Origin of the sequence: Hymenobacter canadensis, assembly GCF_027359925.1 — a bacterium.
In the GTDB taxonomy this organism is placed as follows: domain Bacteria; phylum Bacteroidota; class Bacteroidia; order Cytophagales; family Hymenobacteraceae; genus Hymenobacter; species Hymenobacter canadensis.
The window spans coordinates 2,726,165-2,751,811 of sequence record NZ_CP114767.1 but is presented as its reverse complement, the minus strand read 5'-3'; the positions used below and the strand labels follow the sequence as shown (position 1 = coordinate 2,751,811).

At 62.2% G+C, this 25,647-nt stretch carries 21 protein-coding genes; 10 read left to right on the top strand and 11 right to left on the bottom strand.

All coding sequences use genetic code 11. The annotated features are described in order from the left end of the window. Positions 1-65: 65 nt before the first annotated feature. From O3303_RS11760 to O3303_RS11745, 4 genes are all read left to right on the top strand, one after another. The gene (locus tag O3303_RS11760) at positions 66-539 is read left to right on the top strand and encodes a RidA family protein (RefSeq protein WP_269558608.1); all 474 of its coding nucleotides are present in this window, start codon (positions 66-68) and stop codon (positions 537-539) included. A 189-nt stretch (positions 540-728) separates the two neighbouring features. Next, a complete protein-coding gene (locus tag O3303_RS11755) occupies positions 729-2,696 on the top strand; it encodes a MutS-related protein (RefSeq protein WP_269558607.1) in 1,968 nt (655 codons plus the stop codon). A 114-nt stretch (positions 2,697-2,810) separates the two neighbouring features. Continuing rightward, entirely contained in the window at positions 2,811-3,779 is a 969-nt protein-coding gene (locus O3303_RS11750) for a bestrophin family protein (RefSeq protein WP_269558606.1), read from the top strand. 144 nt (positions 3,780-3,923) lie between these two features. Further along, the gene (locus tag O3303_RS11745; protein WP_269558605.1) at positions 3,924-6,074 is read left to right on the top strand and encodes an FUSC family membrane protein; all 2,151 of its coding nucleotides are present in this window, start codon (positions 3,924-3,926) and stop codon (positions 6,072-6,074) included. Between the two features lie 247 nt (positions 6,075-6,321). On the opposite strand, the gene O3303_RS11740 is transcribed toward O3303_RS11745, so the two are convergent. The 3 genes from O3303_RS11740 to O3303_RS11730 all read right to left on the bottom strand — a co-directional run bounded on the left by O3303_RS11740 (position 6,322) and on the right by O3303_RS11730 (position 12,771). Then, positions 6,322-8,817, bottom strand: coding sequence for a TonB-dependent receptor (locus O3303_RS11740; RefSeq protein WP_269558604.1), 2,496 nt, complete (start codon positions 8,815-8,817; stop codon positions 6,322-6,324). Between the two features lie 306 nt (positions 8,818-9,123). Beyond that, entirely contained in the window at positions 9,124-10,635 is a 1,512-nt protein-coding gene (locus tag O3303_RS11735; protein WP_269558603.1) for a M28 family peptidase, read from the bottom strand. A gap of 87 nt (positions 10,636-10,722) precedes the next feature. After that, on the bottom strand, positions 10,723-12,771 hold the full coding sequence (locus O3303_RS11730) for a S9 family peptidase (protein WP_269558602.1): 2,049 nt from the start codon (positions 12,769-12,771) through the stop codon (positions 10,723-10,725). A 106-nt stretch (positions 12,772-12,877) separates the two neighbouring features. On the opposite strand from O3303_RS11730, the gene O3303_RS11725 reads away from it, so the two are divergent. The 6 genes from O3303_RS11725 (at position 12,878) to O3303_RS11700 (ending at position 18,495) form a co-directional block, all read left to right on the top strand. Beyond that, a complete protein-coding gene (locus O3303_RS11725; RefSeq protein ID WP_269558601.1) occupies positions 12,878-13,780 on the top strand; it encodes a LysR substrate-binding domain-containing protein in 903 nt (300 codons plus the stop codon). Between the two features lie 74 nt (positions 13,781-13,854). After that, positions 13,855-14,835: a YeiH family protein gene (locus tag O3303_RS11720; protein WP_269558600.1), complete on the top strand. Its 981-nt coding sequence runs from the start codon at positions 13,855-13,857 to the stop codon at positions 14,833-14,835. A gap of 241 nt (positions 14,836-15,076) precedes the next feature. Beyond that, positions 15,077-15,322, top strand: a complete 246-nt coding sequence (locus tag O3303_RS11715) for a hypothetical protein (RefSeq protein WP_269558599.1) — start codon at positions 15,077-15,079, stop codon at positions 15,320-15,322. 54 nt (positions 15,323-15,376) lie between these two features. Beyond that, positions 15,377-16,102: a hypothetical protein gene (locus O3303_RS11710; protein ID WP_269558598.1), complete on the top strand. Its 726-nt coding sequence runs from the start codon at positions 15,377-15,379 to the stop codon at positions 16,100-16,102. A gap of 115 nt (positions 16,103-16,217) precedes the next feature. Next, entirely contained in the window at positions 16,218-17,342 is a 1,125-nt protein-coding gene (locus O3303_RS11705) for an SHOCT domain-containing protein (protein ID WP_269558597.1), read from the top strand. A gap of 109 nt (positions 17,343-17,451) precedes the next feature. Further along, on the top strand, positions 17,452-18,495 hold the full coding sequence (locus O3303_RS11700; protein ID WP_269558596.1) for a DUF3089 domain-containing protein: 1,044 nt from the start codon (positions 17,452-17,454) through the stop codon (positions 18,493-18,495). Between the two features lie 533 nt (positions 18,496-19,028). Here O3303_RS11700 and tsf read toward each other — a convergent pair. The 8 genes from tsf to O3303_RS11660 form a co-directional block, all read right to left on the bottom strand. Next, positions 19,029-19,865, bottom strand: coding sequence for a translation elongation factor Ts (gene tsf / locus O3303_RS11695; RefSeq protein ID WP_269558595.1), 837 nt, complete (start codon positions 19,863-19,865; stop codon positions 19,029-19,031). A 149-nt stretch (positions 19,866-20,014) separates the two neighbouring features. Continuing rightward, positions 20,015-20,782, bottom strand: a complete 768-nt coding sequence (gene rpsB / locus O3303_RS11690; protein ID WP_269558594.1) for a 30S ribosomal protein S2 — start codon at positions 20,780-20,782, stop codon at positions 20,015-20,017. Between the two features lie 18 nt (positions 20,783-20,800). Continuing rightward, on the bottom strand, positions 20,801-21,187 hold the full coding sequence (gene rpsI, locus O3303_RS11685; protein WP_269558593.1) for a 30S ribosomal protein S9: 387 nt from the start codon (positions 21,185-21,187) through the stop codon (positions 20,801-20,803). A 38-nt stretch (positions 21,188-21,225) separates the two neighbouring features. Beyond that, entirely contained in the window at positions 21,226-21,678 is a 453-nt protein-coding gene (gene rplM / locus O3303_RS11680) for a 50S ribosomal protein L13 (protein WP_269558592.1), read from the bottom strand. A 216-nt stretch (positions 21,679-21,894) separates the two neighbouring features. Beyond that, positions 21,895-22,608 carry an RluA family pseudouridine synthase gene (locus O3303_RS11675; protein WP_269558591.1) on the bottom strand — a complete coding sequence of 238 codons (714 nt, stop codon included), beginning with the start codon at positions 22,606-22,608 and terminating at the stop codon, positions 21,895-21,897. An 80-nt stretch (positions 22,609-22,688) separates the two neighbouring features. Further along, positions 22,689-23,786, bottom strand: coding sequence for a sensor histidine kinase (locus O3303_RS11670; protein WP_269558590.1), 1,098 nt, complete (start codon positions 23,784-23,786; stop codon positions 22,689-22,691). Between the two features lie 125 nt (positions 23,787-23,911). After that, the gene (locus O3303_RS11665) at positions 23,912-24,613 is read right to left on the bottom strand and encodes a response regulator transcription factor (RefSeq protein ID WP_269558589.1); all 702 of its coding nucleotides are present in this window, start codon (positions 24,611-24,613) and stop codon (positions 23,912-23,914) included. 135 nt (positions 24,614-24,748) lie between these two features. Further along, on the bottom strand, positions 24,749-25,576 hold the full coding sequence (locus O3303_RS11660) for a DUF3108 domain-containing protein (protein ID WP_269558588.1): 828 nt from the start codon (positions 25,574-25,576) through the stop codon (positions 24,749-24,751). Positions 25,577-25,647 lie beyond the last annotated feature (71 nt).

Sequence of the window (25,647 nt, the reverse complement as noted above, 5' to 3'; positions counted from 1 at the left end):
CGCACCAGGGGCCACCCGGGTTCAGCCTGTACGCAGCAAGCCCGAAAATCGGCTATTTTTACCGTATGGCACCTGACACTCCTTCCGCATCGGCCGGCACTCCGGCCACCCCGTCGTCTTCGTCCTCAACGGCGCACAATTCCAGCCGCGCCCCCGAGCCGGTGGGGCTTTATCCGCACGCCCGGCGCGCCGGCAACCTGCTGTTTCTATCAGGCGTGGGGCCGCGCCAGCGGGGGCAGAAGCATGTGCCCGGCGTGGAGCTCGACGAGGATGGCAATATCCTGCAGTATGACTTCGAGAGCCAGTGCCACGCCGTATTCCAGAACGTGCGCTACATCCTGGAAGAAGCCGGCGCCCGCTGGGAAGACCTCGTGGACGTGACCGTGTTCCTGACCAACATGCAGGACGACTTCCACACCTATAACCGCCTCTACGCCGAGTATTTCGCCACCAACCAGCCCTGCCGCACCACGGTGGAAATCAACTGCCTGCCCACACCCATTGCCATCGAGCTGAAGTGTATTGCGGTGATGAGGTGAATGGTGATGAGGTGATGAAGTGAATGGCGATGGGGAAGCTGATAAAGTCGTAGACTGTGAGGAGGTGACGGAAACGGTAAGGGCCTTCATAACTCTCTACCTTTGGCTCCCGGCCTGTGAGGTAATGCGTTTTACCTCATTACGATCCACCTCATTGCTTTATCAACTCATCACGATTCACCCCAACCAGTGCCCGTTTCCGCCGATTTTCGCCCGATTACCGTTCTGCCCGCTGAGGTCTTTGCGGAAAACCTGACCACGCATACCGCGCAGGAGCAGCACTACGCCCGGCGGCATCAGCTGGGCGGCTGGCTGCGGGTGCTGCTGTTCGGGGGCGGCGCGGCCGGGGCGTGGTGGCTGTTCAGTAGCGGGTTTGTGCTGCCGGGGCTGGCGTTTGTGGTGGGCGTGCTGCTGGCCTTCTGGGGTATGGTGCGCTGGCACGCGGCCGTGGGCTACCAGCGCGAGCATCACCGGCTGCTGGCCCAGCTGAATCAGCAGGAGCTGGACCGCCTCGCCGGCAAGCTCGGCGGCTTCGATGCCGGCCTGCGCTACCTCGACGCCCAGCACCCCTACGCCGCCGACCTCGACGTATTCGGGGCCCACTCGCTGTTTCAGCTGCTCAACCGTGCTTCCACCCGCCTCGGCCACGACTGGCTGGCCGGCTGGCTGCTGCGCCCGGCTCTGGCCGACGAGGTGCGCGCCCGCCAGCAGGCCGCCGCCGCCCTGGCCCCCGACCTGGCCTGGACCCAGGAGTGGCAGGCCCGCGCCCGCCACTTTCCGCGCCAGCACGAGGCCGACCCGCGCGAGTTCAGCGCTTGGCTGGCCCGCCCCGATTTTTTCCAGGACAAAGCCTGGCTGAAGCCGCTACTGGTGCTGCTGCCGCTGTTGGTGCTGGCCAGCGCCGCCGCCTGGGGGCTGGGACAGGGCTACTTCTGGCTGATTGGCGTGCAGGTAATCGTGAGTTTGCTCAACGGCCGCCTCGCCGATGCCCGCAACGAATACGCCGCTCAGGCCCTGGCCATGCACGACGCCCTGCGCGCCACCCAGGCCCAGCTGGCGTTGTTTGAAGACGAAGCTGCCCCCGACTGGCAGGCCCCACGCCTGCGCGAGCTGCGCGCCACGTTGCGCGCCGCCAGCCACGGCACCGCCGCCACGCGCCGCCTGGGCCAGCTCACCACCGTGGCGGGCCTGTTCCGGGGCCGCGAGCATCCGCTGGGGGCGCTGCTGCTGAACAACTTCCTGCTCTGGGATTTGCACGCCATGTGGCAGCTGGAACGCTGGAAACAGCACCTGGGCCCGGAGCTGACCACCGTGCTGGAAGTGCAGGCCGAGCTGGAAGCCCTGGTGAGTCTGGCCGGCTGGCAGTTTGCCAACCCCACCTACATCACGCCCGAGCTGAGCGCCGGCCCGCTGGCAGTGGCCGCCGAAGCCCTGGGCCACCCGCTCATCTTCGCGGCCCAGCGCATCACCAACGACTACCAAACCATCGGCTACGGGCAGACGGCCGTCATTACGGGCTCCAACATGGCCGGCAAAAGTACGTTTCTGCGCACCGTGGGCCTGAATATGGTGCTGGCACTGGCCGGCGGCGTGGTGTGCGCCCGCCACCTGCGCCTGAGCCCGGCGCAGCTGTTCTCGGCCATGCGCACCCAGGACAACCTCGCCGAAAGCACGTCCTCGTTCTACGCCGAGCTCAAGCGCCTCAAGTTGCTGCTGGATATGTCTTCTTCTGAATTAAGAATTAAGAATGAAGAATTAAAAATGACGCGGGAGCCCGCCGGCGCCAGCTTCTCCGTTCCGAATCAGGAACAAAACCTAAGCCCAAAGCCCCAGGTCCTAAGCCCTGAACCCGAGAGCCTCCCCGTTTTCTACCTCCTCGACGAGATTCTGAAGGGCACCAACTCGCTGGACCGGCACCGCGGGGCGCGGGCGCTGCTGCGGCAGCTGCACCAGCGCCGCGCCGCCGGCCTTATCAGCACCCACGACCTGGAGCTGGCCGCGCTGGAAAGCGAGTGGCCCGGGCAGGTGCGCAACTTCAGCTTCAATAGCACGTTCAGCGAGGGCGAAATCCACTTCGACTACCACCTCACGCCCGGCGCCTGCCAGGCCTTCAACGCCAGCCAGCTCATGCAGCTCATGGGCATTGAAGTAGAGTAGCCGGGTAGTTGAGTAAATGAGTAAAGTCTTCGGAAGGCAGAATGCCTGCTCCACTCAGTCACTCAATTCCCCGCTACTCTCTACTCAGTTACTCAACTACTCAGTTACTCTTTCATGTACGTTCGTAATAATCTGCGCTGGCGCGTCATCTGGAAGTTTTCCTGGAAGGGGCTGCTGGTGTTCACGCTGTATTCGCTGCTGATCTGCCTGATCTACGGGCCGGTGGGCTTCCATTCGCTGTCGATTCCGTGGCAGCCGGTGGCTACGCTGGGCATTGCGGTGTCGTTCTACATCGGCTTCAAAAACAACGGCTCCTACGACCGTTTCTGGGAGGGGCGGCAGCTGTGGGGCGGCATCGTAAACTACAGCCGCACTTGGTCGATTCAGGTGCTGGAATACGTGACGTCGGTGGTGGATGCGCCGGGCGTGGACGCACCGGCTGCCTCGCGCGCCGAGCTGAGCTTGCGCCACCGCCGCCTCGTGTACCGCCAGATTGCCTGGGCCAACGCCCTGCGCCTGCAGCTGCGCCGCCAGCCCGACCTTTGGGAAAGCCAGGTGGCGCCGTTTCTGGACCCCACCGAGGCCCGGGCCATGCAGCGCAAGCAGAACCCCTCGGCGCACCTGCTGCGCCAGCAAGCCGCCGACCTGCGGATATTGCGCGAGGAACGCGGCCTGCTCAACGACTTCCAGCACGTGAACATGATGACCAGCATCGAGCAGTTCAACAACCTGCAGGGCGGCTGCGAGCGAATCAAGAATACGCCGTTTCCGCGCCAGTATGCTTTCTACAGCTTCGTATTCGTGTGGATTTTTGCGGCGCTGCTGCCGCTGGGCCTTATCGGCGAGTTTGTGAAGATGGGCCCCGACCATATCTGGCTGACGGTGCCGTTTTCGGTGCTGGTGTCGTGGGTGTTCTACATCATCGAGATGGTGGGCCACAGCAGCGAGAATCCGTTTGAAAACGAGATGAACGACGTGCCGATGACGGCCATTTGCCGGACCATCGAAATCGACCTGCGCGAAATGCTGGGCGAAACCCACCTGCCGCCCAAGCTGGCCCCCATCGACGATATTCTGTATTAAGTGTCCAGTATGAAGTATTAAGTATGAAGTATAGAGTAGCTGGTAAGCAGCTGGTGGTAGTTTGAGCAAACGAATGTGCTGCAGCGTTTTCAACTGCTACATACTCACTACTAAATACTCGATACTCTCAGATTCCGCCTCCTCATGAACGCCCACGCCCGCAAAGTCCGCTACTTCTTCTTCGGTCAGGATTTTTCCGATGCGCTGCGCATCACGCTGGCCGTGCTGCTGCCGGGCGCGCTGCTGGGCTGGCTGGGGCAGCTGGGCGTGGGGGTGGAAGTGGCGCTGGGCGCGCTCTGCATCAGCATCACCGACTCGCCGGGGCCGGTGGTGCACCGCCGCAATGGCATGCTAGCGGGCATTCTGCTGCTGCCGGGCCTGGCCTTGCTTACGGGCCTGCTGCAACCCTACATCTGGCTGCAGGGGCTGGAAATCGGAGTGCTGAGCTTTGTGTTCACGCTGTTTCTGGCCTATGGCAACCGGGCCGCGTCCGTCGGTTCGGCCGGACTGCTGCTCGTCATTCTGATGATGGACCGCAGCCTGACGCTGCCGCAACTGCTGGAATATGTCCTGCAGGTGACGGCCGGCGGCGTGTGGTATCTGCTGGTGAGTTTGCTGTGGTACCAGATCCGGCCCTACCGCCCGGCCCAGCAGGCGCTGGGTGAGTGTGTGCAGGCCATTGCCGGCTTCCTGCGCCTCAAGGCCGAGTTCTACCGCACCGGCACCCGCCTCGACGACGACTTCCGCCGCCTGATGGCCCAGCAGGTGACCGTGAGCGAAAAGCAGGATGCTGTGCGTGAGCTGCTGTTCAAAACCCGCCAGATGGTGAAGGAATCCACCGGTACGGGACGCCGGCTGGTGCTCACCTTCGTGGATGCCGTGGACCTCTACGAGCACATCACGGTGTCGTATTTCGACTACGCGGCCCTGCACGCCCGCTTCGAGGCCACCGGCGTGCTCGACGCCATTGCCGGGCTGGTAGAGCAGATGGCCACTGAGCTGGAAAGTATCGGGCTGGCTATTGAAGCCAACCACGGCCACACGGCCCGCGTGAACCTCACGGCCGGCCTGGAGCAGCTCAAGGCCCGCATCGATGCCCTCGAAAACCCCGCCCAGCCCGGCCACACTTTGGTGCTCAAAAAGATTCTGGTGAACCTGCGCAACCTCACCCAGCGCCTGCAGGACATCCTGGCCTACTTCGATGCCAAGGCGCCGGCCGCGCCCACCGTTACCGGGCGGGAGCTGGAGTTTGGCAAATTCGTGGGGCACCAGCAGTTCGGCCTTTCCCAGCTCCGCGACCATCTCACGCTCAGCTCCGGGGTGTTCCGGCACGCCGTGCGCATGATGCTGGCTTGCTTGGCGGGCTTCGTGGTGGCCAAGGTGCTGCTGCCCGGCCACCACAGCTACTGGATCATCATGACCATCACCTACATGCTCAAGCCGGCCTTCAGCCTCACCAAAAAGCGCAACATCAACCGCGTGCTGGGCACGCTGCTGGGCGGCGTGATTGGCGGGCTGGTGCTGTGGCTGATTGACGACCGGATGGTGCTGGTGGCGCTGCTGGGCGTGTTTATGCTGATTTCGTTCAGCTTCACGCGCAGCAACTACATCGTGGCCGTCACGTTCATGACGCCCTTCGTACTGATCCTGTTCAACTTCATGGGCTTGGGCTACCTGCAGGTGGTGGAGGAGCGCGTGCTCGACACCATAATGGGCTGCCTGCTGGCGTTTGCGGCCAGCTACCTGCTGTTTCCGCGTTGGGAAAGTGACCAGCTGCAGGACTACATGCGGGCCGTGCTGCGCGCCAACCTGCGCTACCTCCAGACGCTGCAGGAAAGCCTGCTGGGCTCGCCTGTGGCCGTGCTCGACTACAAGCTGGCCCGCAAAGACGTGTACGTCAGTTCGGCCAACCTGGCGGCGGCGTTTCAGCGCATGATGTCGGAGCCGCGTGGCAAGCAGCACCGCCCCACCGAAGTGCACGAGTTTGTGGTGCTCAACCATATTCTGTCGTCGAATGTGGCCTCCATTACGTCGGGGCTGCTGGCCGGCAGCACCCGCCCGGAGCAGCCCGGCGTGCTGCTGCGGCCCTTGCGCCAGGCCCGGCAGGCCCTTCACCGCAGCCTGCGCCGCCTCGACCCCGCCGAACCCGCCGCCACCCCCGATGCCGCCCCCGTCGACCCCACCACGCGCCGCCCCGATGCCTCCGCCCCCGACGCGCAGCTCGCCGAACAGCTGGAGTTCATCCAGAAAGTCAGCGGCGACATCAGCAAGCTGACCGAAGAGGTGCTGGCATAAGGCGTCGGCCCACCGGGCGGGTGCAGCAGTAGAGGCACAATATTTTGTGTCTCGTCGTTGCTGATGTTGCTCCACTGGCGCACGTCCGGCAACGCACGTCGGCTAGCGCACCTCTGGCAACGGCGAGACGCAAAATAGTGCGTCTCTACCTCGCTAACTCAATTCCCTGAGAAGCGCTGTAACGCAAAAAAAACACCCGTCCGGCACAAGCCAGACGGGTGTTTTTTGCAGATGGAAAAAATGTCGGTTACAGCTTCACGCCGAATGAGGCAAACCAAGTGCGGCCGTCGGCGGGCAGCAGGCCGGGGCCGGGGTAGCCGCCGGAGCGGCGCGTGAAGTAGTTTTTGTCGAACACGTTGTTGAGGCCGCCGCGCACCGTGAAGCGCTTGGCGAAGCGGTAGGTGGCCGACACGTCGGTGACGGAGTAGCCGGGCACGCGGCCGGTGGTGGCGGCGGCGTTGGGCTCCACCGTGTTGGTGGCATCCGTGAACACCTCCGATACGCGCGTCAGCTGCGCCGTCGTGGAGAAGCCTTTGTGGGCAAACGTGGCCCCGAAGCGGTGCGTGTACTTGGGCGCGTACTCCACGCGGTTGTTTTTCAGGTCGCCTTCCTGCAGGTTGCTGCCGCTGAGCGTGGCGGTGCGCAGCTGGGTGTAGCGGGCATCCACGAAGGACGAAGATGCAAACACATCAAAGTGCGGCAGGTCGAAGTTCTGGGTGAGGGCGTGCACCAGATCCAGCTCCACGTAGGCTTCCACGCCCTTGTGCACGCTGGTGCCGATGTTGGTGCGGAACTGCTGGGTGGCGGTGGTGCTGCCCGGCACAAAGCGGCGGATGGTGCCAATCCGGTCGTCGTAGCGCAGCCAGAAGCCGTCCACGTCGAAGGTGAGGATGTTTTTCCAGCTGCCGCGGTAGCCCAGCTCGGCATTGAAGCCACGGGCGTCCTGCAAGTTCGGGTCGATAACGTCGGAAGTGGCCGGCGGCGTCAGGTCGCCGAACGTGACGGGGCGGAAAGCGCGCGAATAGTTGGCGTAGAAGTTGGTCTGGTCGGTGGCGCGCAGCTCGGCGCCGGCGCCGTAGAGCAGCACCTTGCGGCGCGAGTCCTGGCGGATCTGGTTCTCGGAGCCGTCGGCGTTCAGGCTGAGGTAGCCGCGGCCCTGGTTGTCAATCACCTCCAGGCGCACGCCCGGCGTGAAGGTCAGGCGCGAGCCCACCCGGAAGATGTTCTCCACGAAGGCAGCGTAGTTGCGGGTCCGGAAGCTCAGGTCGCGGCCGTAGCGGGCGGCCTGCAGGTCGAGGTTGAAGTCGGAGCCGGTGTCGCCTTTGCCTTGCTGGCGGCGGCCCAGGTTGGCGGCCGCTACGCGCAGGCCGGCGGCCAGCGTGTGCTGCTGGCCCAGCAGGTCGTAGTCGGTGAGCAGGCGCAGCTCCGAGCCCAAGTTGCGGTACCGGTCCCGGTCGAGCTGGCGGTTGGCGAGCTGGCCGGTGGTGGGGTTGGGGCCGTCGGGCAGGGCCACGCTCACACCGCTGGGCAGCCCGATGGAGTTTCGCTCGCCCAGCAGCCCGAAGGTTTTCAGGCTCAGACGCGTGCGCTCCGAAAACTGGTAGTCGGCCGTGAAGGCTGGGATGGTCCAGGGCGTGCTGAACCAGTTGCGGCCGCGGCTGCTTTTGCGCACGTCGCCGTTGTAGAACTGTTCGTCGGTCAGGCCGCCGGGCTGCTGAATCTCGTAGTCGAGGTGGCTGATTTCGGCGCCCAGCCGCAGCTTGTCGGTGGCCTGAAACTGCACGTTGCCGTGGAAGTTGCGGATGTTGAACTCCGAGTTGTCGCGCCAGCCGCCGCCCACGCGCTGCTGGTAGTAGCCGAAGTAGCTCACCTTGCCCACGGTGCCGCCCAGCGAGTTGTAGGTGCCCAGCAGGCCGTTGTTGCCCACGCTGTTGCTGGTTTCAAACTGAATCTTTTTGTCTTTGGGGCCGCGCTTCAGCTCGTAGTTCAGCAGGCCGCCAAACTGCGGGCCGTACTGCAAAGAGCCGCCGCCGCGCACAATCTGGATGCGCTCCACGGCTTCCAGCGGCGGGTTGTAGTAGGCCTCCGGGTAGCCCATGGGGTCGGAGCTGATGTCCATGCCGTTCTGGCGGGTGTTGAACTCCCAGCTGCGGTTGGGCGAGAGGCCACGGGTAGCCACGTTGATCTGCTGGCCCGAGCCGTCGCTTTCCCACACGGTCACGCCGGGCACCTTAGCAAATACCTGGCGGGCGCTGTTCACCACCAGGTTGGCGTCGAGCTTGTCCAGCTCAATCACCTCGTTTTTCTTGCCCGCCGTGATGGTGTTGCCATCCACTTCGGGCGCAAAGCGCAGGCTCTTGGCCGCCACCGTCACGCCGGCCAGCTGCTGCACGGCCTCTTCAATCGTGAGCTTGAGCGCCAGCGGCTGCCCGCTCTGCAGCGTTACGGTCTGGCTGATGGGCCGGATGCTTAGGCCGCTCACCGTCACAGTGGCTTCGCCCACGGGCAGCCCATAGAGGCGAAACCCGCCGCGCGCGTCCGTCACGGCCGTGCGCTCCCCAACGGCTACCAGCACGCCTTCCACGGCTTTGCCGGTCGGGTCGAGCACGGTGCCGGTGAGCGTGGCGCCCTTGCCGGGCTCGTCGTGGCGGAGGTGAAGCGGACTGGCTACGGCGGCCACCGGAGTGGCAATAGCGCCACCAGCGAGCAGCAGAGAAGAAAGGAGCAGGGAAGAACGACGCATATGCAGCAGGGTTATCAGCCAGAAGTTGGCCGAATTCTGCCGCAAAGGTAAGGCTGTTTAGAATATATTTAAATAGCTGATTGGAAAATATCTAAATAGTGAACGGCGCAGTGGCGAGAACTATAAAGTTCTCGCCACTGCGCCGTTCAAGGTACTGTGGGACAGTATGGTTTGGAACGGCGGCAGTAGCGCGAACTTTGTAGTTCGCGCCCCCGCGCCGTTCGTGGCATTATAGGACAGTATCGTTGTGATGGCGTGGGGACGCGAACTACAAAGTTCGCGCTACTGCCGGCAAGGCTGTGGGTGCTACCGCTCCAGCTTGAAGCCCGGCTCACGGGCCGGGGGCGCGGTGCGGTTGGATACGGCCCAGCCGGTGTGGTACATCCACTGCGTCATGCGCAGCAGCTTGCCGTAGTCGATGCGGCTGGCTTCGTCTTTGGGCGTGTGGTAGTCGGCGTGGAGCAGGGAGGTGTACATGATGGCCGGGATTCCCAGGCGGGCGTAGGGCAGGTGGTCGGAGCGGAAGTACCAGCCTTCGGGGTGCGTGGCCTTGTCCCATTCGGTGTCCAGCTTGAACTTCGGGCCTTCTTGATTGGCTTCCAGCGCCGTTTTCACTAGGTCCGACGAATTCAGATGGGGTGGGATGGAGCCCAGCAGGGCCGCAGAGTCGGCGGCGTTGCGGCCCATCATTTCGGCGTTCAGCACCGCTACGATGGACTCTTTCGGCACGGTAGGTTTGTCGGAGAAATAGCGCGAGCCCAGCAGGCCGCGTTCCTCGGCCCCGTGAAACACAAACAGCGCCGAGCGGCGGGCGGGCTGCTGCTTATAGGCCCGCATGATGGCCAGCAGCGCGGCGCAGCCGGTGGCGTTGTCGTCGGCGCCGTTGTAGATGGAGTCGCCGGCCACGGGGGCGCGGGCGCCGTCGTGGTCCTGATGAGTGCTGAAGAGCACGTACTCGTTTTTGAGCTGCGGGTCGGTGCCGGGCATTCGGGCCACGATGTTCACCGAAGGATACGCGAAGCTCTCCACCTTCAGCTCGGCGCTGAACTGCTGGCCGGCCTGCTTGGCCCAACTCAGAGCATCGGCGGGCAGCCACACTACCGGCGGCTGGTTCACCACGGCCGTGTTGGCGTCGCCGGGCAGGCCGTAGCGGCCCCGCTCGTAAATGTGGCTCCAGTGCTCATAAATGGCTTGCGCCTTGTCATCCGAGACAAACACCACGGCCACGGCGCCGGCCTTGAACAGCTCGGCGGCCTGGTCGCGCAGCTTCCCGAACAGGTAGCGCCGGTAGCTGATGCCGTCGGTGGGCGTGCCCGAAACCTGGAGCGCCACGGCCTTGCCTTTCAGGTCCACTTTGGCCAGCTCGGCCGGCGTACCCAACCCCACGAACACCAGCGGCGCGTTCACGCTGGCATTAGTGGGCGCCACCACCATGGCGTCGTGGTTGGGCTTGAGCTGCCGCGTGCCGATGCGGAGCGTGCTGGCTTTGGTGAGGCGCGTGCGCTGCAGATTGAACCACTGAAAGTAGGTGCCGTCGTCGCCGGCGGGCTCCATGCCGGTGGTGCGGATCTGCTCGGCCAGCCAGGCGGAGGCGCGCAGCTCGTCGAGGGTGCCGCCTTCCCGGCCGCGGTACTTGTCGTCGGCCAGCGCAAACAGGTCGCGCTTGATATCAGCTTCCTTAATGGCATCAAGGCCGCTGCCGGCTTTGGCGGTTTTAATGGCTTTGGCGGGTTTTTTCTGGGCGTGGCTGGCCAGCGGGGCCGCGAGGGCGAGGCCGGCCAGCAGCAGGCGCAGCGTAGTATGGCGGAAGTGGTTCATGGCAGAATGTAGCGTGAAAGAGGAAAGCTACACGAAAAAGCCCCGCCCAACAATGGTTGAGCGGGGCTGTAGGGTAATACGGACTGGCTACTTCGCCACGTCCGGCTTGAGCGTGCGGCCCAGCCACTCAAAGAACACCCGGTTCCAGAGCACCGCGTTCTGGGGCTTGCTGATCCAGTGGCCCTCGTTGGGGAAATACAGAAACCGGCTCGGGATGCCGCGTAGCTGGGCCGTGCCGAAGGCTTCCATACCTTGGCCCTCTGGCACCCGGAAGTCCTTGCCGCCGTGAATCACCAGGATGGGCGTATCCCAATTTTTGGCGAACAGCTGGGGGTTGAAGTCGGTGTAGCTTTTGTGCAGCGTAGCGTCCCAGGGCGCCGCCCCGATGTCTTGCTTGGCGAAGAACATTTCCTCGGTGCTCGGGTACCAGCTGGCTAGGTTGTAGAGGCCGGCGTGGGCAATGAACGTCTTGAATCGGCCCTCATGCTTGCCGGCCAGGAAATACACCGAATAGCCGCCGTAGCTGGCGCCCACACAGCCGCGCCGGTCCTTGTCCACGTAGGGCTCCTGGCTCACGGCGTCAATAGCCGACAGATAGTCCCGAATCGGCTGGCCGCCCCAGTCGCCGCTGATGCTGTTGTTCCACTCGGTGCCGAAGCCAGGCAGGCCGCGCCGGTTGGGGGCCACCACGATGTAGCCGTTGGCGGCCAGCAGCTGGAAATTCCAGCGGTAGGAGAAGCTCTGCGTAATGGGGCTCTGCGGGCCACCCTGGCAGTAAAGTAGCGTGGGGTACTTCTTGGCCGGGTCGAAATCAGGCGGGTAGATGACGTACACCTGCATCTGCTTGCCATCGGTGGTGGGCACCATGCGGGCCTCGGTGCGGCCCGTTTTAACGCCGGCCAGCTCCTGCTGGTTGATTTGCGTCAGAGGCGTTTCGCGGCCGGTTTTCAGGTCCACGCGCACCAAGTCGGCAGGCGTGGCCTGGGTGGTTTTGTTGACGACGGCCACACCGGGCCCGGCCAGCTCAAAGCCGTTGTAGTTGAAGGCGCCGCGGGTGAGCTGCTGCACCTTGCCGCCCTTAGCGGGCACCGCAAACAGCTGCTCGGTGCCCGCCAGCGGGCTCACGAAGTACAGCGTCTTGCCATCGGGGCTCCAGCGCACGTTGGCGGCCGTCTGCTCCGAACCCTTGGTTACGTCCTCGCGCTTTTGGGTTTTGAAGTCATACACCACGATGCCGTTGCGGTCCGACTCGAAGCCGGGCGTGGCCATGCTCAGCCAGGCTACTTTGCTGCCGTCGGGCGAGAAAACCGGCTCGGTGTCGTAGCCGCCCAGGCCCTCGCTCAGGTTCCGGGTCTGGCTTGAGCGCACGTCGTAGAGGTAGATGTCGGAGTTAGTGCTTTCGGCCTCGGCCTTGCCCGTGAGCTTGCGCGAGGTGTAGGCCAGCCGGTAGCCGTCGGGCGAAAAAGCCAGCTGCTCGGAGCCACCCAGCGGCTGCAGCGGCGCATCAAACTTCTCGCCGGCCATGACGTCCTTGCCGTAGCCGGTGGGCTTGCCATCATCCCCGATGGGCTGGAAAAACACGTGCGAGGCTTTGTAGTCGTCCCACACGTTCCAGTGGCGGTAGTTGAGGTCGTCGATGATTTTGGCGTCGGCCTTGGGCAGGTCGGGATACCAGTCCTGCACCGATTTGCCGGTTTTCACGTCCTGGGTGTACAAAATGAACTTGCCGCTGGGCGCGTATTTCAGGTTGGCCAGGCCCTCGTCCTTGAACTCGCTCAGCAACTGCTTGCCGCTGCCGTCGGCGTTCATCATGTAGAGCTGGTCGGAGCCGCTTTCCCCCGAAATAAAGGTCAGCTTGCCGTCGGGCCGCCAGTTGAGGGTGTTTTCCGAGCCGGGCGTGGTCGTGAGCTGCCGGGCCGGGCCGCCGGCCACGGGCACCGTCCAGATGTCGGTGTTGCCTTTGTTTTCGCTGAGGTTGTAGCGGGTGACGGTGTAGGCCACCGTCTTTTGGTCCGGCGACACCTGCATTTCGCCCAGGCGGCCCAGCTTCATGAGCAGCTCGGGCGTGTAGGTGGTTTGTTGGGCCGCAGCGGCCAGCGGCAGCAGCGCCAGCGTGGTCAGGAAGGGGAATTTCATAGGAGGAGAATGTAGCGTAAGCTTTAGCTTGCGCCGTGAGCCGCCGATAAACCGACAGGCCCCGTGCAAGCGGGCGGCGCCGCAAGCTACAGCCTCTGCTACAGTTATGCCCGATTTTCGCCTTCGTGTTTTCCAGGCCGTGGCCCGGCACCTGAGCTTCACCAAAGCCGCCCAGGAGCTGTACATCAGCCAGCCGGCCATCACCAAGCACATCCGGGAGCTGGAGCGGAGCTACGGGCAGCGCCTGTTTGAGCGGCGCGGCAGCCGCATCAGCCTCACCGAGGCCGGCCAGCTGCTGCTGCTGCACGCCGATGCCGTGGAGCTGCTGCACGAGCAACTCACCACCCAGCTGCAGGACCTGCACGGCGAAGCGGCCGGCCGCCTGCGCCTAGGCGCCAGCACCACGTTGGCCCAATACGAGCTGCCCGCCCTGCTGCCCGGCTTCCAGCAGCGCTACCCGCAAATGGAATTGACGCTGCTCAACGGCAATTCCGAACAGATTGCCGAGGCCATCCTCAGCGGCCAGCTCGACCTCGGCTTCGTGGAAGGCCGCACCAAAAGCCGCGACCTGCACTACGAGCCCCTACTGGCCGATGAGCTGGTGGCGGTGCGCCACGCCACGCCCGCTGGCCCGCCCGCCGTGCCCATGCCGCTGGCAGAGGCGCTGGCCCACCCGCTGGTGCTGCGCGAGCGGGGCTCCGGCACGCTCGAAGTGCTGGAATTTGCGCTGCGGGAGCAGAAAATCAAGCTGGCTGCTTTGCGCGTGGCCTTCTATTTCGACAACACCGAGGCCATCAAAACCTACCTCGAAGCCGCGCCCGAAGCCTTGGGCTTCGTGTCGCGGCGGGCCCTGACGCGGGAGCTGGCGGCGGGGCTGCTGGAAGAGGTGCCGGTGGCAGGTTTGCGTCTGCCCCGGCAGTTTGAGGCGTTGTGGGTACAGGGCCAGCCGCTCACGCGCGCCGCCGAGCGTTTCCTGCGCTACGTACGCCAACAGTATAACCTCAGGTAATACCTGATAACTATTTGAGATTATCGGCAGGGGAGAGGGCTGCGTATTTTTGGGCAGGATTTCCGCCCCGAATCATGCCTGCTCCCACCTTATCTGCTGCCCCTAACTCTACCTTTACTGCTGCCGCGCCCCGCCCGGCCTGGCTGCCGCGCGCCTTGTTTGGGGCGGTGCTGGTGCTGTGCCTCACGCCCTGGGTTTCGCCGCCGGTGGCGCTGGCGCTGGGTCTGGTGCTGGCCCAGACGGTGGGCAACCCGTTTCCGGCCTTCACCAAAAAGTACACCGCCAAGCTGCTGCAGTTCTCGGTTATCGGGCTGGGCTTTGGCATGAACGCCCACGCGGCGGTGCAGGCCGGGCGGCAGGGCATCCTGTTCACGGTGGCTTCCATTGCGGGCACACTGGTATTGGGCTACGTGGCCGGCCGCTGGCTGAAGCTGGGCCGCCACGTCACGCACCTGATTTCCTGCGGCACCGCCATCTGCGGCGGCAGCGCCATTGCGGCCGTCGGGCCGGTGCTGCGGGCGAAGGAAGAGGAAATGTCGGTGGCGCTGGCTACGGTGTTCGTGCTCAATGCCATTGCGCTGTTTGCGTTTCCGCCCATTGGGCACGCGCTGGCCCTCACGCAGCAGCAGTTTGGCCTCTGGTGCGCCATTGCCATCCACGATACGTCGTCGGTGGTGGGGGCGGCGGCGGCCTACGGGCCCGAGGCGCTGGGCGTGGCCACCACCATCAAGCTGGCCCGCGCCCTCTGGATTATTCCGGTGGCGCTGGGCACGGCCCTGGTGTTTCGGCAGAAAGACGTGCAGGTGAAAATCCCGTGGTTTATCCTGGGCTTCATCGGGGCCATGCTGCTCAATACCTACCTGCCGGCCACGCACCAAGTAGGGCCCTGGCTGGTGCGGGCAGCGCATATTGGCCTTACCATCACGCTGTTTTTCATCGGCGCCGGCCTGTCGCTGAAAGCCGTGCGGGCGGTGGGGCCGCGCCCGTTTGTGCTGGGGGTGCTGCTGTGGGTGGTGGTTTCCTGTGTATCGCTGTATGTGATTGTGCTGGGGTGATGAGGTGATGGAGTGATGAGGGGATGAGGTAAGGCGAAGGCCATAGAACGTCATTCCGAGTGAAGCGAGGAATCTCGCCAGCGTGGTAGAATCATTTACCACACTGGCGAGATTCCTCGCTTCACTCGGAATGACGTTCTTCCTTTGTCACCTGTCACCTGTCACCTGTCACCTGTCACCTCATTACCTTATCACCTCAGTTACCTTATCTTCGCCCCTGCAAATTTCTTTTCTCCCCGCCATGCGCCAGCTCGCCGATATTCCGCACCCAGAGGCCAAAATCACGCTTTTCTCCTGGAACGGCAAGTACCTGATCAAGCTGGAAAAAGGTCCGTTCGAGCAGACCTACAAAGTGAGCGAGCTGGATGTGACCAGCGACGACGACGTGCGGGCCCTGCTCGACAGCGAATTTCTGCAAGCGGCGCTGGCCCGCTTCACCGGTATGCGCACCGACCTGCAGGCGGCCTTCGACCGGCACGACCTGTAGTTGAGCGAAATCCCGGCCAACTCCTTCTTCCGCTCTGCGTATTTCGCTTCCGATATGAAAAACACCCTCGCATTTCTGCTGCTGCTGGCCTCGCTGCTGGCTGGCCCCGCCGCTTCGGCCCAACTCTACGAAGTGCGCCAAAGCTCCGTCAACCACGAAAAGCGCGAGCGTTCGGCGCTGAAAGTGCAGATTGACGGCACGCCCGAATGGACGCGCGACTTCTGGCAGGCTTGGCTGAAGGACACCTACAACATCAAGGTGAAGGGCAACGGTACGTTTGGCGTAGGCAAGCGCGATATTCTGGTGGCCAAGCAGGTGCCAGCGTCCAGCATCTCGGGCAAGCTCATTGACCTGTACGGTATAGTAACGGCGCCTTCCGATACCACCACCGAGTTGGCGGTTTTCGCCGCTTTCAACGCCGACACGTATTTCGACGCCGACAAGACGCCCAGCGAGTACGCCGCGCTGCGCAATATCGTCACCAATTTTGCCAGCGCCGCCCGCCTGAAAGCCTACCGCGAGCAGCTGGCCGCCGCCGAGAAAGAGCTGCGCGAAACCGAGAAGGAAAAGGAGCGCCTTGAGAAGGAGCGCGTCAGCCTGAGCAACAACACCCAGAACAACCTCGATAAAATCGAGTCGCTCAAAAAGCAGAACATCGAGAACAAGCTCAAATCTAGCCAGGATTCGGCCCAGCTGGTAGTAAATGCCCAGCAGCTGGAACTGCGCAAAGTCAAGCTGCAGCGCCGCCGCGACCGGCTTTCCACTCTCGACAAGAAGTAGGCATTTCGTCCAGTCCCGGCCGCCCGTGTCGCTATTTCCAGCGGCACGGGCGGCCGGCCCGTAGAAGGCACTCCACGCCGGCCGCCGCAACTCAATTCCTGCCTGCTCTCCCCTCATGGAAAAAGACTCATCGACGTTTGAAACGCTGCGGCAGCTGAAAGAATGGCTGGACAGCGGCATCATCACGCCCCAGGAATTCAAGACCCTGAAAGAAAAGCTGCTGGCCACTGACGCGGCCTCCGCTACTCCCGGGGCCTCGCTGCCGCCTGTTGCGCCTACCCCGGCACTGTTCGAGCCCACCACCGTGTCGCCGGTAACGGAGCCGCTGCTGCCCCCGATTACGCATCATGCGGCCCCGGAGCCCGTAGCTCCCATGGTTCCCATGCCCGCGTCGCCGGCTGAGCCGCTGAGCCGGCCCATCGCGGCGGGTCGGCCCGAAGCCTCGCCTTCGGTGCCGGCTGCTACCCAGTACACGGCTGCTGCGCCCGACGAGCAGGAGCAGGTAGAAGATGTGGAGGACATGCCCTACACGGCCCCGCAAAAAAGCCCGCTCAGCACCATCCTCATCGTGGGCGGTATCCTGGCGCTGCTGGCTCTGGTGGCCTATCTGACGCTGGGCAACCAGCAGTCGGAGCGTCTGACGAGCACCTCGCGCACCGCCGCCGACTCGCTGGCCGTCACACCCGAGGAAGGCCCGCAGGCCGAGCAGATTGAGCTGGCCCCGGTGGCCGTGCCCGAAACCGTGCGGGTAGCGCCGGCCCTGCCGCCCGCTGCGGCCCCCGACACGGCCGAAACTGCCCCAGCCGAGGCTCCCGCTGAAACTACCCCGGCCTTGTCCGACAATGCCGCCACAACCCGGGCCCAGCAGGTGCTGGAATCGTATTATGCCGACCTGCAGGCCGCGCCTTTCAGTGCCGCGCAGCACTTCGCACCCGGCGTCGAGCGGTTCTACACGCTTTCCGGCACTACGCCCGCGGCCATTGAAGCCGAGCTGAACCGCACGCATTTTCCAGAGTTCACGGAAGCCGAAACCCAGATTGAGCCCGGCAGCCTGCAGGTGAGCCCCGCCGTCAGCGACGGCTCCCGCGTGGTAACCTACCGGGAACGGAGCAAGGCGTTCCGGCAATCGATGCAGAAGCACCAGCAAACCGCTGCCCAGGTACGGGTGCGCCTCGACAAGAACTTCAGAATCATCTACCTGCGGCAGGAAAAGCTGCTCGAAAACACGTTCACAGACTAAGGTGCCGTACCTTTGCGCCCGCCTGCCGGATGCGCGCTGCCGTGGCCCGGCGGCGCGCATTTTTGTTTGACAGGTGCTCTCTATGGTTTTCCGGATATCCTTTTGCCAGGTGGGGTGGCTTCGGCGCCTGAGCGTGTGGCTGCTGCCGCTGCTGCTCGGCTCCTGCATCAAGCTCATCAAACCCCGTCACGAATTCACGGCCGCCAACGAGCCTCCCGTGCCCGACTACGCGCTGGCTTCCAACTGGGCCGCCCTGCCTACCACCCGCGACTCGGCCGATGCCGTGCCGCTCCACACCACCCTGCGCGACCAGCAAGCCACCGCGCCGGCCGACGTATTCTTCCTGCACCTCACCACCCTCATTCTGCCCAAAGGCTGGAATGCCGACCCGGCCGATGCCAGCCTGAATCAGTTCACCGACAAGCTCAGCATCATGAAGCAGGCCTCGGTGTTCAACGCGGCCGGCCGCATCTACGCGCCACACTACCGGCAGGCCACCCTCTACGCCTTCTTCGACAGCACCGCCAACAGTTCCCAGGCGCTGGAGCTGGCGTATCAGGACGTGAAGGCTTCATTCCGCTACTACCTGGCCCACTACAACCAGGGCCGGCCCATCATCCTAGCTGGGCACAGCCAAGGCGCGTATCATGCCCGCCGTCTGCTACAGGAGTTTTTTGACGACGATCCTGCGCTGCGCCGCCAGCTGGTTGCGGCCTACCTGGTGGGCTTCGAGGTGCGCCCCGAACGGTACAAGGTGCTGCGTCCCTGCCAGGATTCCTTGCAGACTGGCTGCTACATGAGCTGGAACACCGCCGAATGGGGCTACGACTACCCGCCCTACCATGGCGCCGTCGTCACGAACCCGCTTACCTGGAAGACAGACACCGTCACGGGCCCCGCCGTCCTCAACCGCGGCAGCGTCCCGGCCAGCTTCGACCGGATTGACACCATACTCACCGATGCCAAAGTGCACAACGGCGTACTGTGGGTGCACCCGCCCAAAGCCAGCGGCTACCCCCGCTTCCTGCTGCCCGGCCGCCCCGAGTTGCGCCACTCCTTCCACCTCGCCGACTACGGCCTGTTCTACCTGAACGTGCGCCGCAATGCCGTAGCGCGGGTGCAAGCCTTCACCAAACAGTCCCCCCGCCCCTAAATCGTACTATGAAAAAGATTAACTGGCCCCGCGTCCTGATTGGGCTGCTGGTGTTGATACTGCTAGCCGTGCTGGCTAAGAACCTAATTGGTGGGGCGACTCGGAGAAGTCAACGAACATCAATTAGTCGGTAGAAGGCTAGGATAGGTTTTAACTGAAACTGAGTAATTGCGACTCAAAAACTCTCCGAAAATGGGTTACATCTATTTCAGGGTATAGTTGGCTGAAACTTTCGAACCCTTGCCAAAAGTATTCTTCATTGAACTTATCAAAGTCCTCCGCGCTCAGCAAAGCTAGATTGTGTAACAGGTAGCCAACTGGGCCGGCGTAGTTGACGAACCGTCTGCATTGCTCTTCAGTTAATTTACTAGCCGGTGCTCCCCCATAAAAAGGCTTCCGAATTGTTTGCAAGCCGTGATAGAGTAAATAGCGGTAAGCACGCTTTCTGATTTCATTCATAGCGTGCAAGCAACAAAAAAAGCCCCGCCGGCACAATGCCGGCGGGGCTTTTTCAAAGCAGCTAAGCGGATAGCTTAGGCACCGATAGCAACACGCTTGAAGTCCGTTACCGTCATGCCTTTCGACGTTTTGTCGAGCAGCTGGGCAATGGTCATCGAGCTGTCTTTCACGAACTCCTGGTTGAGCAGGGTGTTCTCCTTGAAGAACTTGTTCAGCTTGCCCTGAGCGATTTTCTCCAGCATAGCCTCGGGCTTGCCTTCGGCACGCGCCTGCTCTTTGCCGATTTCGATTTCGCGCTCTGCAACGGCCGAGTCCACACCGTCTTTGTCAACGGCTACGGGCTTCATGGCTACGATCTGCATGGCAATGTCGCGGCCCACGGTGGTGGTATCAGCGCCACCCACATTCTTCAGGCCCACGAGTACGCCTTTCTTGTTGTCGGAGTGGATGTAGGACGCTACTTTCTCTGCCGTCAGCGTGGCGTAGGTCAGGTCCAGCTTCTCGCCGATTTTGCCCATCAGGTCGGTGATGTGCTCCTGAATGGTCAGGCCATCCTCTTCCTTGGCGGCCAGCACTTCCTCTTTCGAGGTAGCGTTGATGCGCACAGCGGCATCGAGGATGCGCTGCACCAGCTCGCGGAAGTTAGCCACTTTGGCTACCGACTCCGTTTCGCAGGCCAGGGCCACCAGCTTGCCGGTAGTGCCGTCTTCGCTTACGACTACCGTTACAAAGCCTTCCGACGTTTCGTTTTCGGCCCGCTTGTCAGCAATCTTCTGGCCCTGCTTGCGAAGAAGGTCGCGCGCGGCCTCGAAGTCGCCATCGGCTTCGGTCAGAGCTTTTTTGCAATCCATCATGCCCGCACCGGTCATGGTGCGGAGCTTGTTCACGTCTGCGGCGGTAATTGCTGCCATTGGTTTAGAACTTAGGGGTAAGAGCTTAGATGTTAGATTGAGAACCGAGTCAGTATAAAAGCAAGAAGAAGCTAGAAGTGGAAACAGAGAAGTAAATCAACTCCTGCCATTTCCGACTTCTAACTTCTCAGTTCTCACTGCTGAAACGACTATTCGTCGGCGTTCTGCTTCTCCTGGATGCCTTCGTCTTCAGCCTGCTTCTTGTCGGCATCTTCTTTGTCGACTTTGCGCTCCGACAGGCCGTCTTCGATAGCCTTGCCCATCACGCTCACGATGAGCTGGATAGACTTCGAGGCATCGTCGTTGGCAGGAATCGGGAACTGAACCAGCTCGGGGTTGGAGTTGGTGTCGCACATAGCGAATACCGGAATACCCAATTTCTGGGCTTCTTTCACGGCAATGTGCTCACGCTTCACGTCAATCACGAACAGGGCAGCGGGCAGGCGGCTCAGGTCGGCAACGCCACCGAGTACACGCTCCAGCTTCTCCCGCTCGCGCGACATCATCAGTTTCTCACGCTTGGCCAGTGCCGCGTAAGCCGTATTTTCCTTCACCATCTTGTCGATGGTGCTCATTTTCTTCAGCGACTTGCGCACCGTGGCGAAGTTGGTGAGCATACCGCCCAACCAACGGTCGGTCACGAACGGCATCTTCAGGCGGGTAGCCTCTTCCGTTACGATTTCCTGCGCCTGCTTCTTGGTGGCCACGAACATGATTTTGCGGCCGCTCTTGGCGATGTTGCGGATGGCCGCAGCAGCCTGGTCGAGCGAAACCAGCGTCTTGTTCAGGTCAATGATATGGATGCCGTTCTTCTCCATGAAGATGTACGGCGCCATTTTCGGATCCCACTTGCGCGTAAGGTGACCAAAGTGGGACCCCGCGTCGAGCAGCTCTTTATAGGTGGTGGACTGAGCCATGATATGTTTCCTCTGGGATTAGCGTTTCGAGAACTGGAACGAGCGACGCGCTTTGCGCTTGCCGAATTTCTTGCGTTCCACCATGCGCGGGTCACGGGTCAGGAAGCCTTCTTTCTTGAGGGCGGGACGAACTTCTTCGTTGTCGCCAACAAGGGCTTTCGAGATGGCCAGACGGATGGCTTCAGCCTGGGCCGAAATGCCACCACCGCTCACGTTCACCTTGATGTCGTACTGGCCGACTTGCTCGACAGTAGCCAAAGGCTGGTTCACGATGTTTTCCAGGAGCTCATTGCTGAAGTAAGCCTTGATGTCCCGGCCGTTGATAGTGATATTCCCTTGCCCGGCCTGCATGTAGATGCGGGCCACCGAGGTTTTTCTTCTACCAGAGGTATTGGAGATTTCCATTAAGTGGAGGATTAAAGAAAAAAGACGCCGAAATCGGCTTAGAGGTTAGTCAGTTCAACAGCTTTCGGCTGCTGGGCTTCGTGTGGGTGCTGGTCGCCCTTGTACACATACAGGTTGCGGAACTGCTCGGCACCGAGCTTGTTGCCCTGCAGCATGCCTTTTACGGCGTGCTCAATCACGCGGGTCGAATCCTTGGCTTTCTTGTCGCGCAGGTTGATACGCTTCTGGCCGCCGGGATAGCCCGAGTGGGTGATGTAGATTTTGTCGGTCAGCTTCTTGCCCGTAACGTAGAGCTTGTCGGCGTTCAGAACAATAACGTTGTCGCCACAGTCGGAGTTTGGCGTGAACGAGGTCTTGTGCTTGCCACGCAGCATGTTGGCAATCTGGCTAGCCAGACGGCCCAGCGGCGCAACACTGGCATCAACCACGACCCAGGCCTTATCGGCGTTGGCTTTGTTGACGGATACCGTCTTGAAGCTCAGATGATCCATTGGGGAGGAGGGTAAGCGTTTGGAAATGAGGAGAAACCGGCACACGGTCCGGGAAAAACGGACACAAAGTTACCGCCTTTCACGGTATTTGCAAGGCCCCGGTTACTATTTGTGCCTGAAATAGAACGGGTAATGAGGTGATGAGGGGAATAGTGATGAGGTAAATCGGGTCATTTGGTCCCTGTTGCCTCATCACCATTCCCCTCATCATCTGGCTTACTGATACTGCCGCAGCGTCTCGACCAGCACCCGGAAATCCTTGGGATAGGGAGCTTCTACCGTCACGGATTCGCCGTCGAGCTTGGCAAACGTGAGGTTGGCGGCGTGCAGGGCGAAGCGCTTAATGAACGGCTGTTCTTCCTGCCCTTCCTTCATGTTGAACTTCCTTTTGAGCGACGACAGAAAGAAGTCCTCACCGCCGTACATCTGGTCGCCGATGATGGGAGCCTGCAAATAGGCCAGGTGCAGCCGGATCTGGTGCATGCGGCCCGTGATGGGCTGGCATTCCAGCAGCGTGTGCTTGGCAAAAGCCTCCAGCGTACGCACCAGCGTCACGGCCGGCTTGCCCTTGTAGGCTAGCCGCGCCTTGCCCTTGGTGGTGGTTTCGATGCTGCGCTCCACGCGCAGGCCGTCGTAGTCGTGCACGCCCCAGGCGGCGGCGTGGTACACCTTCTTCACCTTGCGGTCCTCGAACTGCATGGCCAGGTGGCGGTAGGCGGCGGGGTTTTTGGCCAAGGCCAGCGAGCCGCTGGTTTCCTTGTCGAGGCGGTGGCAGGCCTGCACGTCGTCGTATTGCTCACGGGCGAGGCGCAGGATGTTGGGCGCGCCGCCAAACCGCTCGTCGAGCGTGGCCAGGAATGGGGGCTTGTTGATGACGATGTAGTCGTCGTCTTCGAACAGAATCAGGTCTTGGAAATCGGGTAGCTTCATAAGGCGGCCGCAAAGGTACGAAACCCCGCTCCAACCCGTTTGGCAAAAGCCCGCAGGCCAGACGCCCCCGACCGCAGCGGCTACGCCTCGCCGTCGGGCCGGGACAGGACGTGGTGGGCCGGCGGGGCCGGGTTTTTGGGCTTGGGCAGCTTGAACTCCAGGGTGGTGCCCTGCCCGATTTCGCTGCGTACCCGGATGGCGGAGCGGTGGGCTTCCACGATGTGCTTGCTGATGGCCAGCCCCAGGCCCGAGCCGCCGGAGTCGCGCGAGCGGCTCTTGTCGATGCGGTAGAACCGCTCGAAGATGCGGTTGAGGTGCTGCTTCGGGATGCCCGCGCCGTCGTCGCGCACGCGCACACTCACGCCCTTGCCGCTTTCCACCAGGCTCACCACCACGTGGCCGTTTTCGCGGCCATACTTGATGGCGTTATCGATGAGGTTGATGAGCACCTGCCGGATGCGGTTGCGGTCGGCCAGCACCCGCAGGCCGCCGGCCGGCAGCTCGGGCGGAAACAGCTCCAGCTTCACCTGTCGCAGCGCCGCCTTGCGCTCCAGCTGCTCGAATATCTCGTGCACCAGCACCACAATATCGAAGCCCTGGCGGCGCATGCGCACCACGCCCTTTTCCAGCTGCGAGATGGTGACCAGGTCCTGCACCAGCGCATCCAGCGCGTCGAGGCTGTTGGCGGCTTTGCGCAGAAACTTCTGGCGGGTGAAATCGTCCACATCGTCGTCGTCGAGGACGGTGTGCAGGAAGCCCTGGGCGGCAAAAATGGGCGTTTTGAGCTCGTGCGACACATCGGCCAGAAACTCGCGGCGCAGGGCCTGCAGGCGCTTCAGCTCGTCGATTTCCTGCTGCTTGCGCTGGGCCATGTCCAGAATCTCGTCGCGCATGCGTTTGAGCGGCTCCGGCCGGAACAGGAACTTGCTGGACATGCGCCGCAGCTCCTTGCGCTTGATGTGCTCCAGCCCGGCGTAAATGTTGTTGATTTCCCGGAAAATCAGGGCCTCAAACATCAGATACAACAGCAGAAAGCACGCCGCCACCGTAATGCCCGCCGCCAGCACCCCATCCTGCATCGACATGGTGGGGCCCACCCAGGCCAGCGTAGTGAGCACACCCGCCACCAGCAACGAGAGTAGAATGGCAATGGTGCGGGAGGAAATGTTGAGTCTCATTGGTGAAAAGTAAAAAAACGTCATGCTGAGCTTGCCGAAGCATCTCTCCCGCCAAAGTAACTTGATTACTGTTGCGGGAGAGATGCTTCGGCAAGCTCAGCATGACGTTCCAGGGGTGCTCCGGCTTAATTATCCGTGTTGAACTTGTAGCCGACGCCTTTGATGGTCTGGATGTGATGCTCGCCGACTTTCTCGCGCACCTTGCGCACGTGCACGTCCACGGTGCGGGCCAGCACGAAGACGTCGTTGCCCCAGATGTTCTGCAGCAGCTCCTCGCGCCCGAACACCTTGTGGGGCGTGGCGGCCAAGAATGCCAGCAACTCAAATTCTTTCTTGGGCAGCGTGATTTTGCGGCCTTCCTGGTACACCGAAAACGCAGTCCGGTCAATCTTCAGGCCGTTGATTTCAATGGTGTCCTGGGTGCTCTGCGGGTCCCGGTCGCGGCGCACGAAGGCCCCGAGGCGGCTGAGCAGGGCGCGCGGCTTGATGGGCTTGGCAATGAAGTCGTCGGCGCCGGCCTCAAAGGCCGCAACTTCGGAAAACTCCTCGGCGCGGGCCGTCAGGAAGATGATATAGGTGTCTTTGAATTTGGGCTGTTCGCGCAGCTGCCGGCAGGTGGCAATGCCGTCGAGGTGGGGCATCATCACATCCAGCACGATGATGTCGGGCCCGAACTGGGGAGCTACTTCCAGTGCTTTGCGCCCATCCGGGGCCGAGGCCACCGTATAGCCTTCTTTGCGCAGGTTGTACTCCAGCAGCTCCACAATGTCGGGGTCATCATCGACAACGAGAATCTTGTAGGCGTTGGGGTTGGTGGGTGCTTGCACGGGGCGGGGCGTTTAAGATGAAACTGACTACGCTGCCGCAAAAGTACCGCCGGGCGGCACCTTCGGCGTGTTACGTTTTCGTTAACCCGCGCTAAAACGCAAAGCGGCTCCCCGGAAGGGAGCCGCCACGGGCTTTTATTGATTGCGGGCCACCAGGTTGAGCCGGCCTTTGAGGCCTTTGTATTTGTACATATCCACTTTCACGGCCCCCAGCATCAGCTCGGCCTGAATGAGCACCGGCACCTTGTTGCGGTCGTCGGAGAGGTACACCGACACGGCGTTTTCACCTTTGAACAGCTTGTTGCCAGGCATCTTGGGCACCAGCTTGATGGCCCGGATGGTACCGGCCTTAGTTTCCACGGTTTCGCGGCCCCGGTACACCACTTCCATGGCAAACACCTGGTCGTCGAAGAAGCCCTGCACCCGGATGACTTCGCCCAGGCGGCGCTGGTCGTAGTTGAGCGTGCGCAGGTAGTAGAAGGCACTCACCAGGTCCTGCACGTTGTCGGGGACTTTGTAGGTGCCGCGCTTCACGTTTTCCTTGTCTTTGCCGTGCTTTTCCACCTCGGCTACGTCCCGCACATGGTCGAAATCCACAGTTTCCTTTTTGCGGTAGTGGTTTTCCTCGATGTTGCGGAAAAACTTCTGCGGCAGAATGCTGGTCGTGTCAATGTAGGATCGCCAGGTGTCGCGGATGCGCAGGAAGAAGTCGAAGGAGCCCGTGGTGCGGCCTGTGACGGTGGCCTTGTAGCAGGGCCGCTCGTTCACGCGTTGCAGGTCGTTGGCTACTTCAATGGTGGCTTCGGCAGCGTTGATGAGGCCGTAGTGCACCTTATACTGCAACACTTCGCCCGACTGAAAGCTGGTGTTGGGCACTTTCCGCAGCGTGTCAGCAGGGCCAAAGGCCTGCAGCACCAGCGCCGGCAGCAATAGAAGAGGAGAAAGAAGCCAGCGGCGGTTCATAAGGCAACGAAAACGGGAAGCATATCCCGGGACTCCAGACAAAAGCGGTGCCAGCAAATATACTGCGAATG

Excerpts from the sequence above, each read along its gene's own strand:
- O3303_RS11760 (WP_269558608.1), top strand. The coding sequence starts at position 66 with ATGGCACCTGACACTCCTTCCGCATCGGCCGGCACTCCGGCCACCCCG.
- O3303_RS11725 (WP_269558601.1), top strand. The coding sequence starts at position 12,878 with ATGCCCGATTTTCGCCTTCGTGTTTTCCAGGCCGTGGCCCGGCACCTG.
- O3303_RS11740 (WP_269558604.1), bottom strand. The coding sequence starts at position 8,817 with ATGCGTCGTTCTTCCCTGCTCCTTTCTTCTCTGCTGCTCGCTGGTGGC.
- O3303_RS11715 (WP_269558599.1), top strand. The coding sequence starts at position 15,077 with ATGCGCCAGCTCGCCGATATTCCGCACCCAGAGGCCAAAATCACGCTT.
- tsf (WP_269558595.1), bottom strand. The coding sequence starts at position 19,865 with ATGGCAGCAATTACCGCCGCAGACGTGAACAAGCTCCGCACCATGACC.
- rpsB (WP_269558594.1), bottom strand. The coding sequence starts at position 20,782 with ATGGCTCAGTCCACCACCTATAAAGAGCTGCTCGACGCGGGGTCCCAC.
- O3303_RS11720 (WP_269558600.1), top strand. The coding sequence starts at position 13,855 with ATGCCTGCTCCCACCTTATCTGCTGCCCCTAACTCTACCTTTACTGCT.
- O3303_RS11675 (WP_269558591.1), bottom strand. The coding sequence starts at position 22,608 with ATGAAGCTACCCGATTTCCAAGACCTGATTCTGTTCGAAGACGACGAC.
- O3303_RS11660 (WP_269558588.1), bottom strand. The coding sequence starts at position 25,576 with ATGAACCGCCGCTGGCTTCTTTCTCCTCTTCTATTGCTGCCGGCGCTG.
- O3303_RS11730 (WP_269558602.1), bottom strand. The coding sequence starts at position 12,771 with ATGAAATTCCCCTTCCTGACCACGCTGGCGCTGCTGCCGCTGGCCGCT.
- O3303_RS11705 (WP_269558597.1), top strand. The coding sequence starts at position 16,218 with ATGGAAAAAGACTCATCGACGTTTGAAACGCTGCGGCAGCTGAAAGAA.
- O3303_RS11745 (WP_269558605.1), top strand. The coding sequence starts at position 3,924 with ATGAACGCCCACGCCCGCAAAGTCCGCTACTTCTTCTTCGGTCAGGAT.
- rpsI (WP_269558593.1), bottom strand. The coding sequence starts at position 21,187 with ATGGAAATCTCCAATACCTCTGGTAGAAGAAAAACCTCGGTGGCCCGC.
- O3303_RS11750 (WP_269558606.1), top strand. The coding sequence starts at position 2,811 with ATGTACGTTCGTAATAATCTGCGCTGGCGCGTCATCTGGAAGTTTTCC.
- rplM (WP_269558592.1), bottom strand. The coding sequence starts at position 21,678 with ATGGATCATCTGAGCTTCAAGACGGTATCCGTCAACAAAGCCAACGCC.
- O3303_RS11735 (WP_269558603.1), bottom strand. The coding sequence starts at position 10,635 with ATGAACCACTTCCGCCATACTACGCTGCGCCTGCTGCTGGCCGGCCTC.
- O3303_RS11710 (WP_269558598.1), top strand. The coding sequence starts at position 15,377 with ATGAAAAACACCCTCGCATTTCTGCTGCTGCTGGCCTCGCTGCTGGCT.
- O3303_RS11670 (WP_269558590.1), bottom strand. The coding sequence starts at position 23,786 with ATGAGACTCAACATTTCCTCCCGCACCATTGCCATTCTACTCTCGTTG.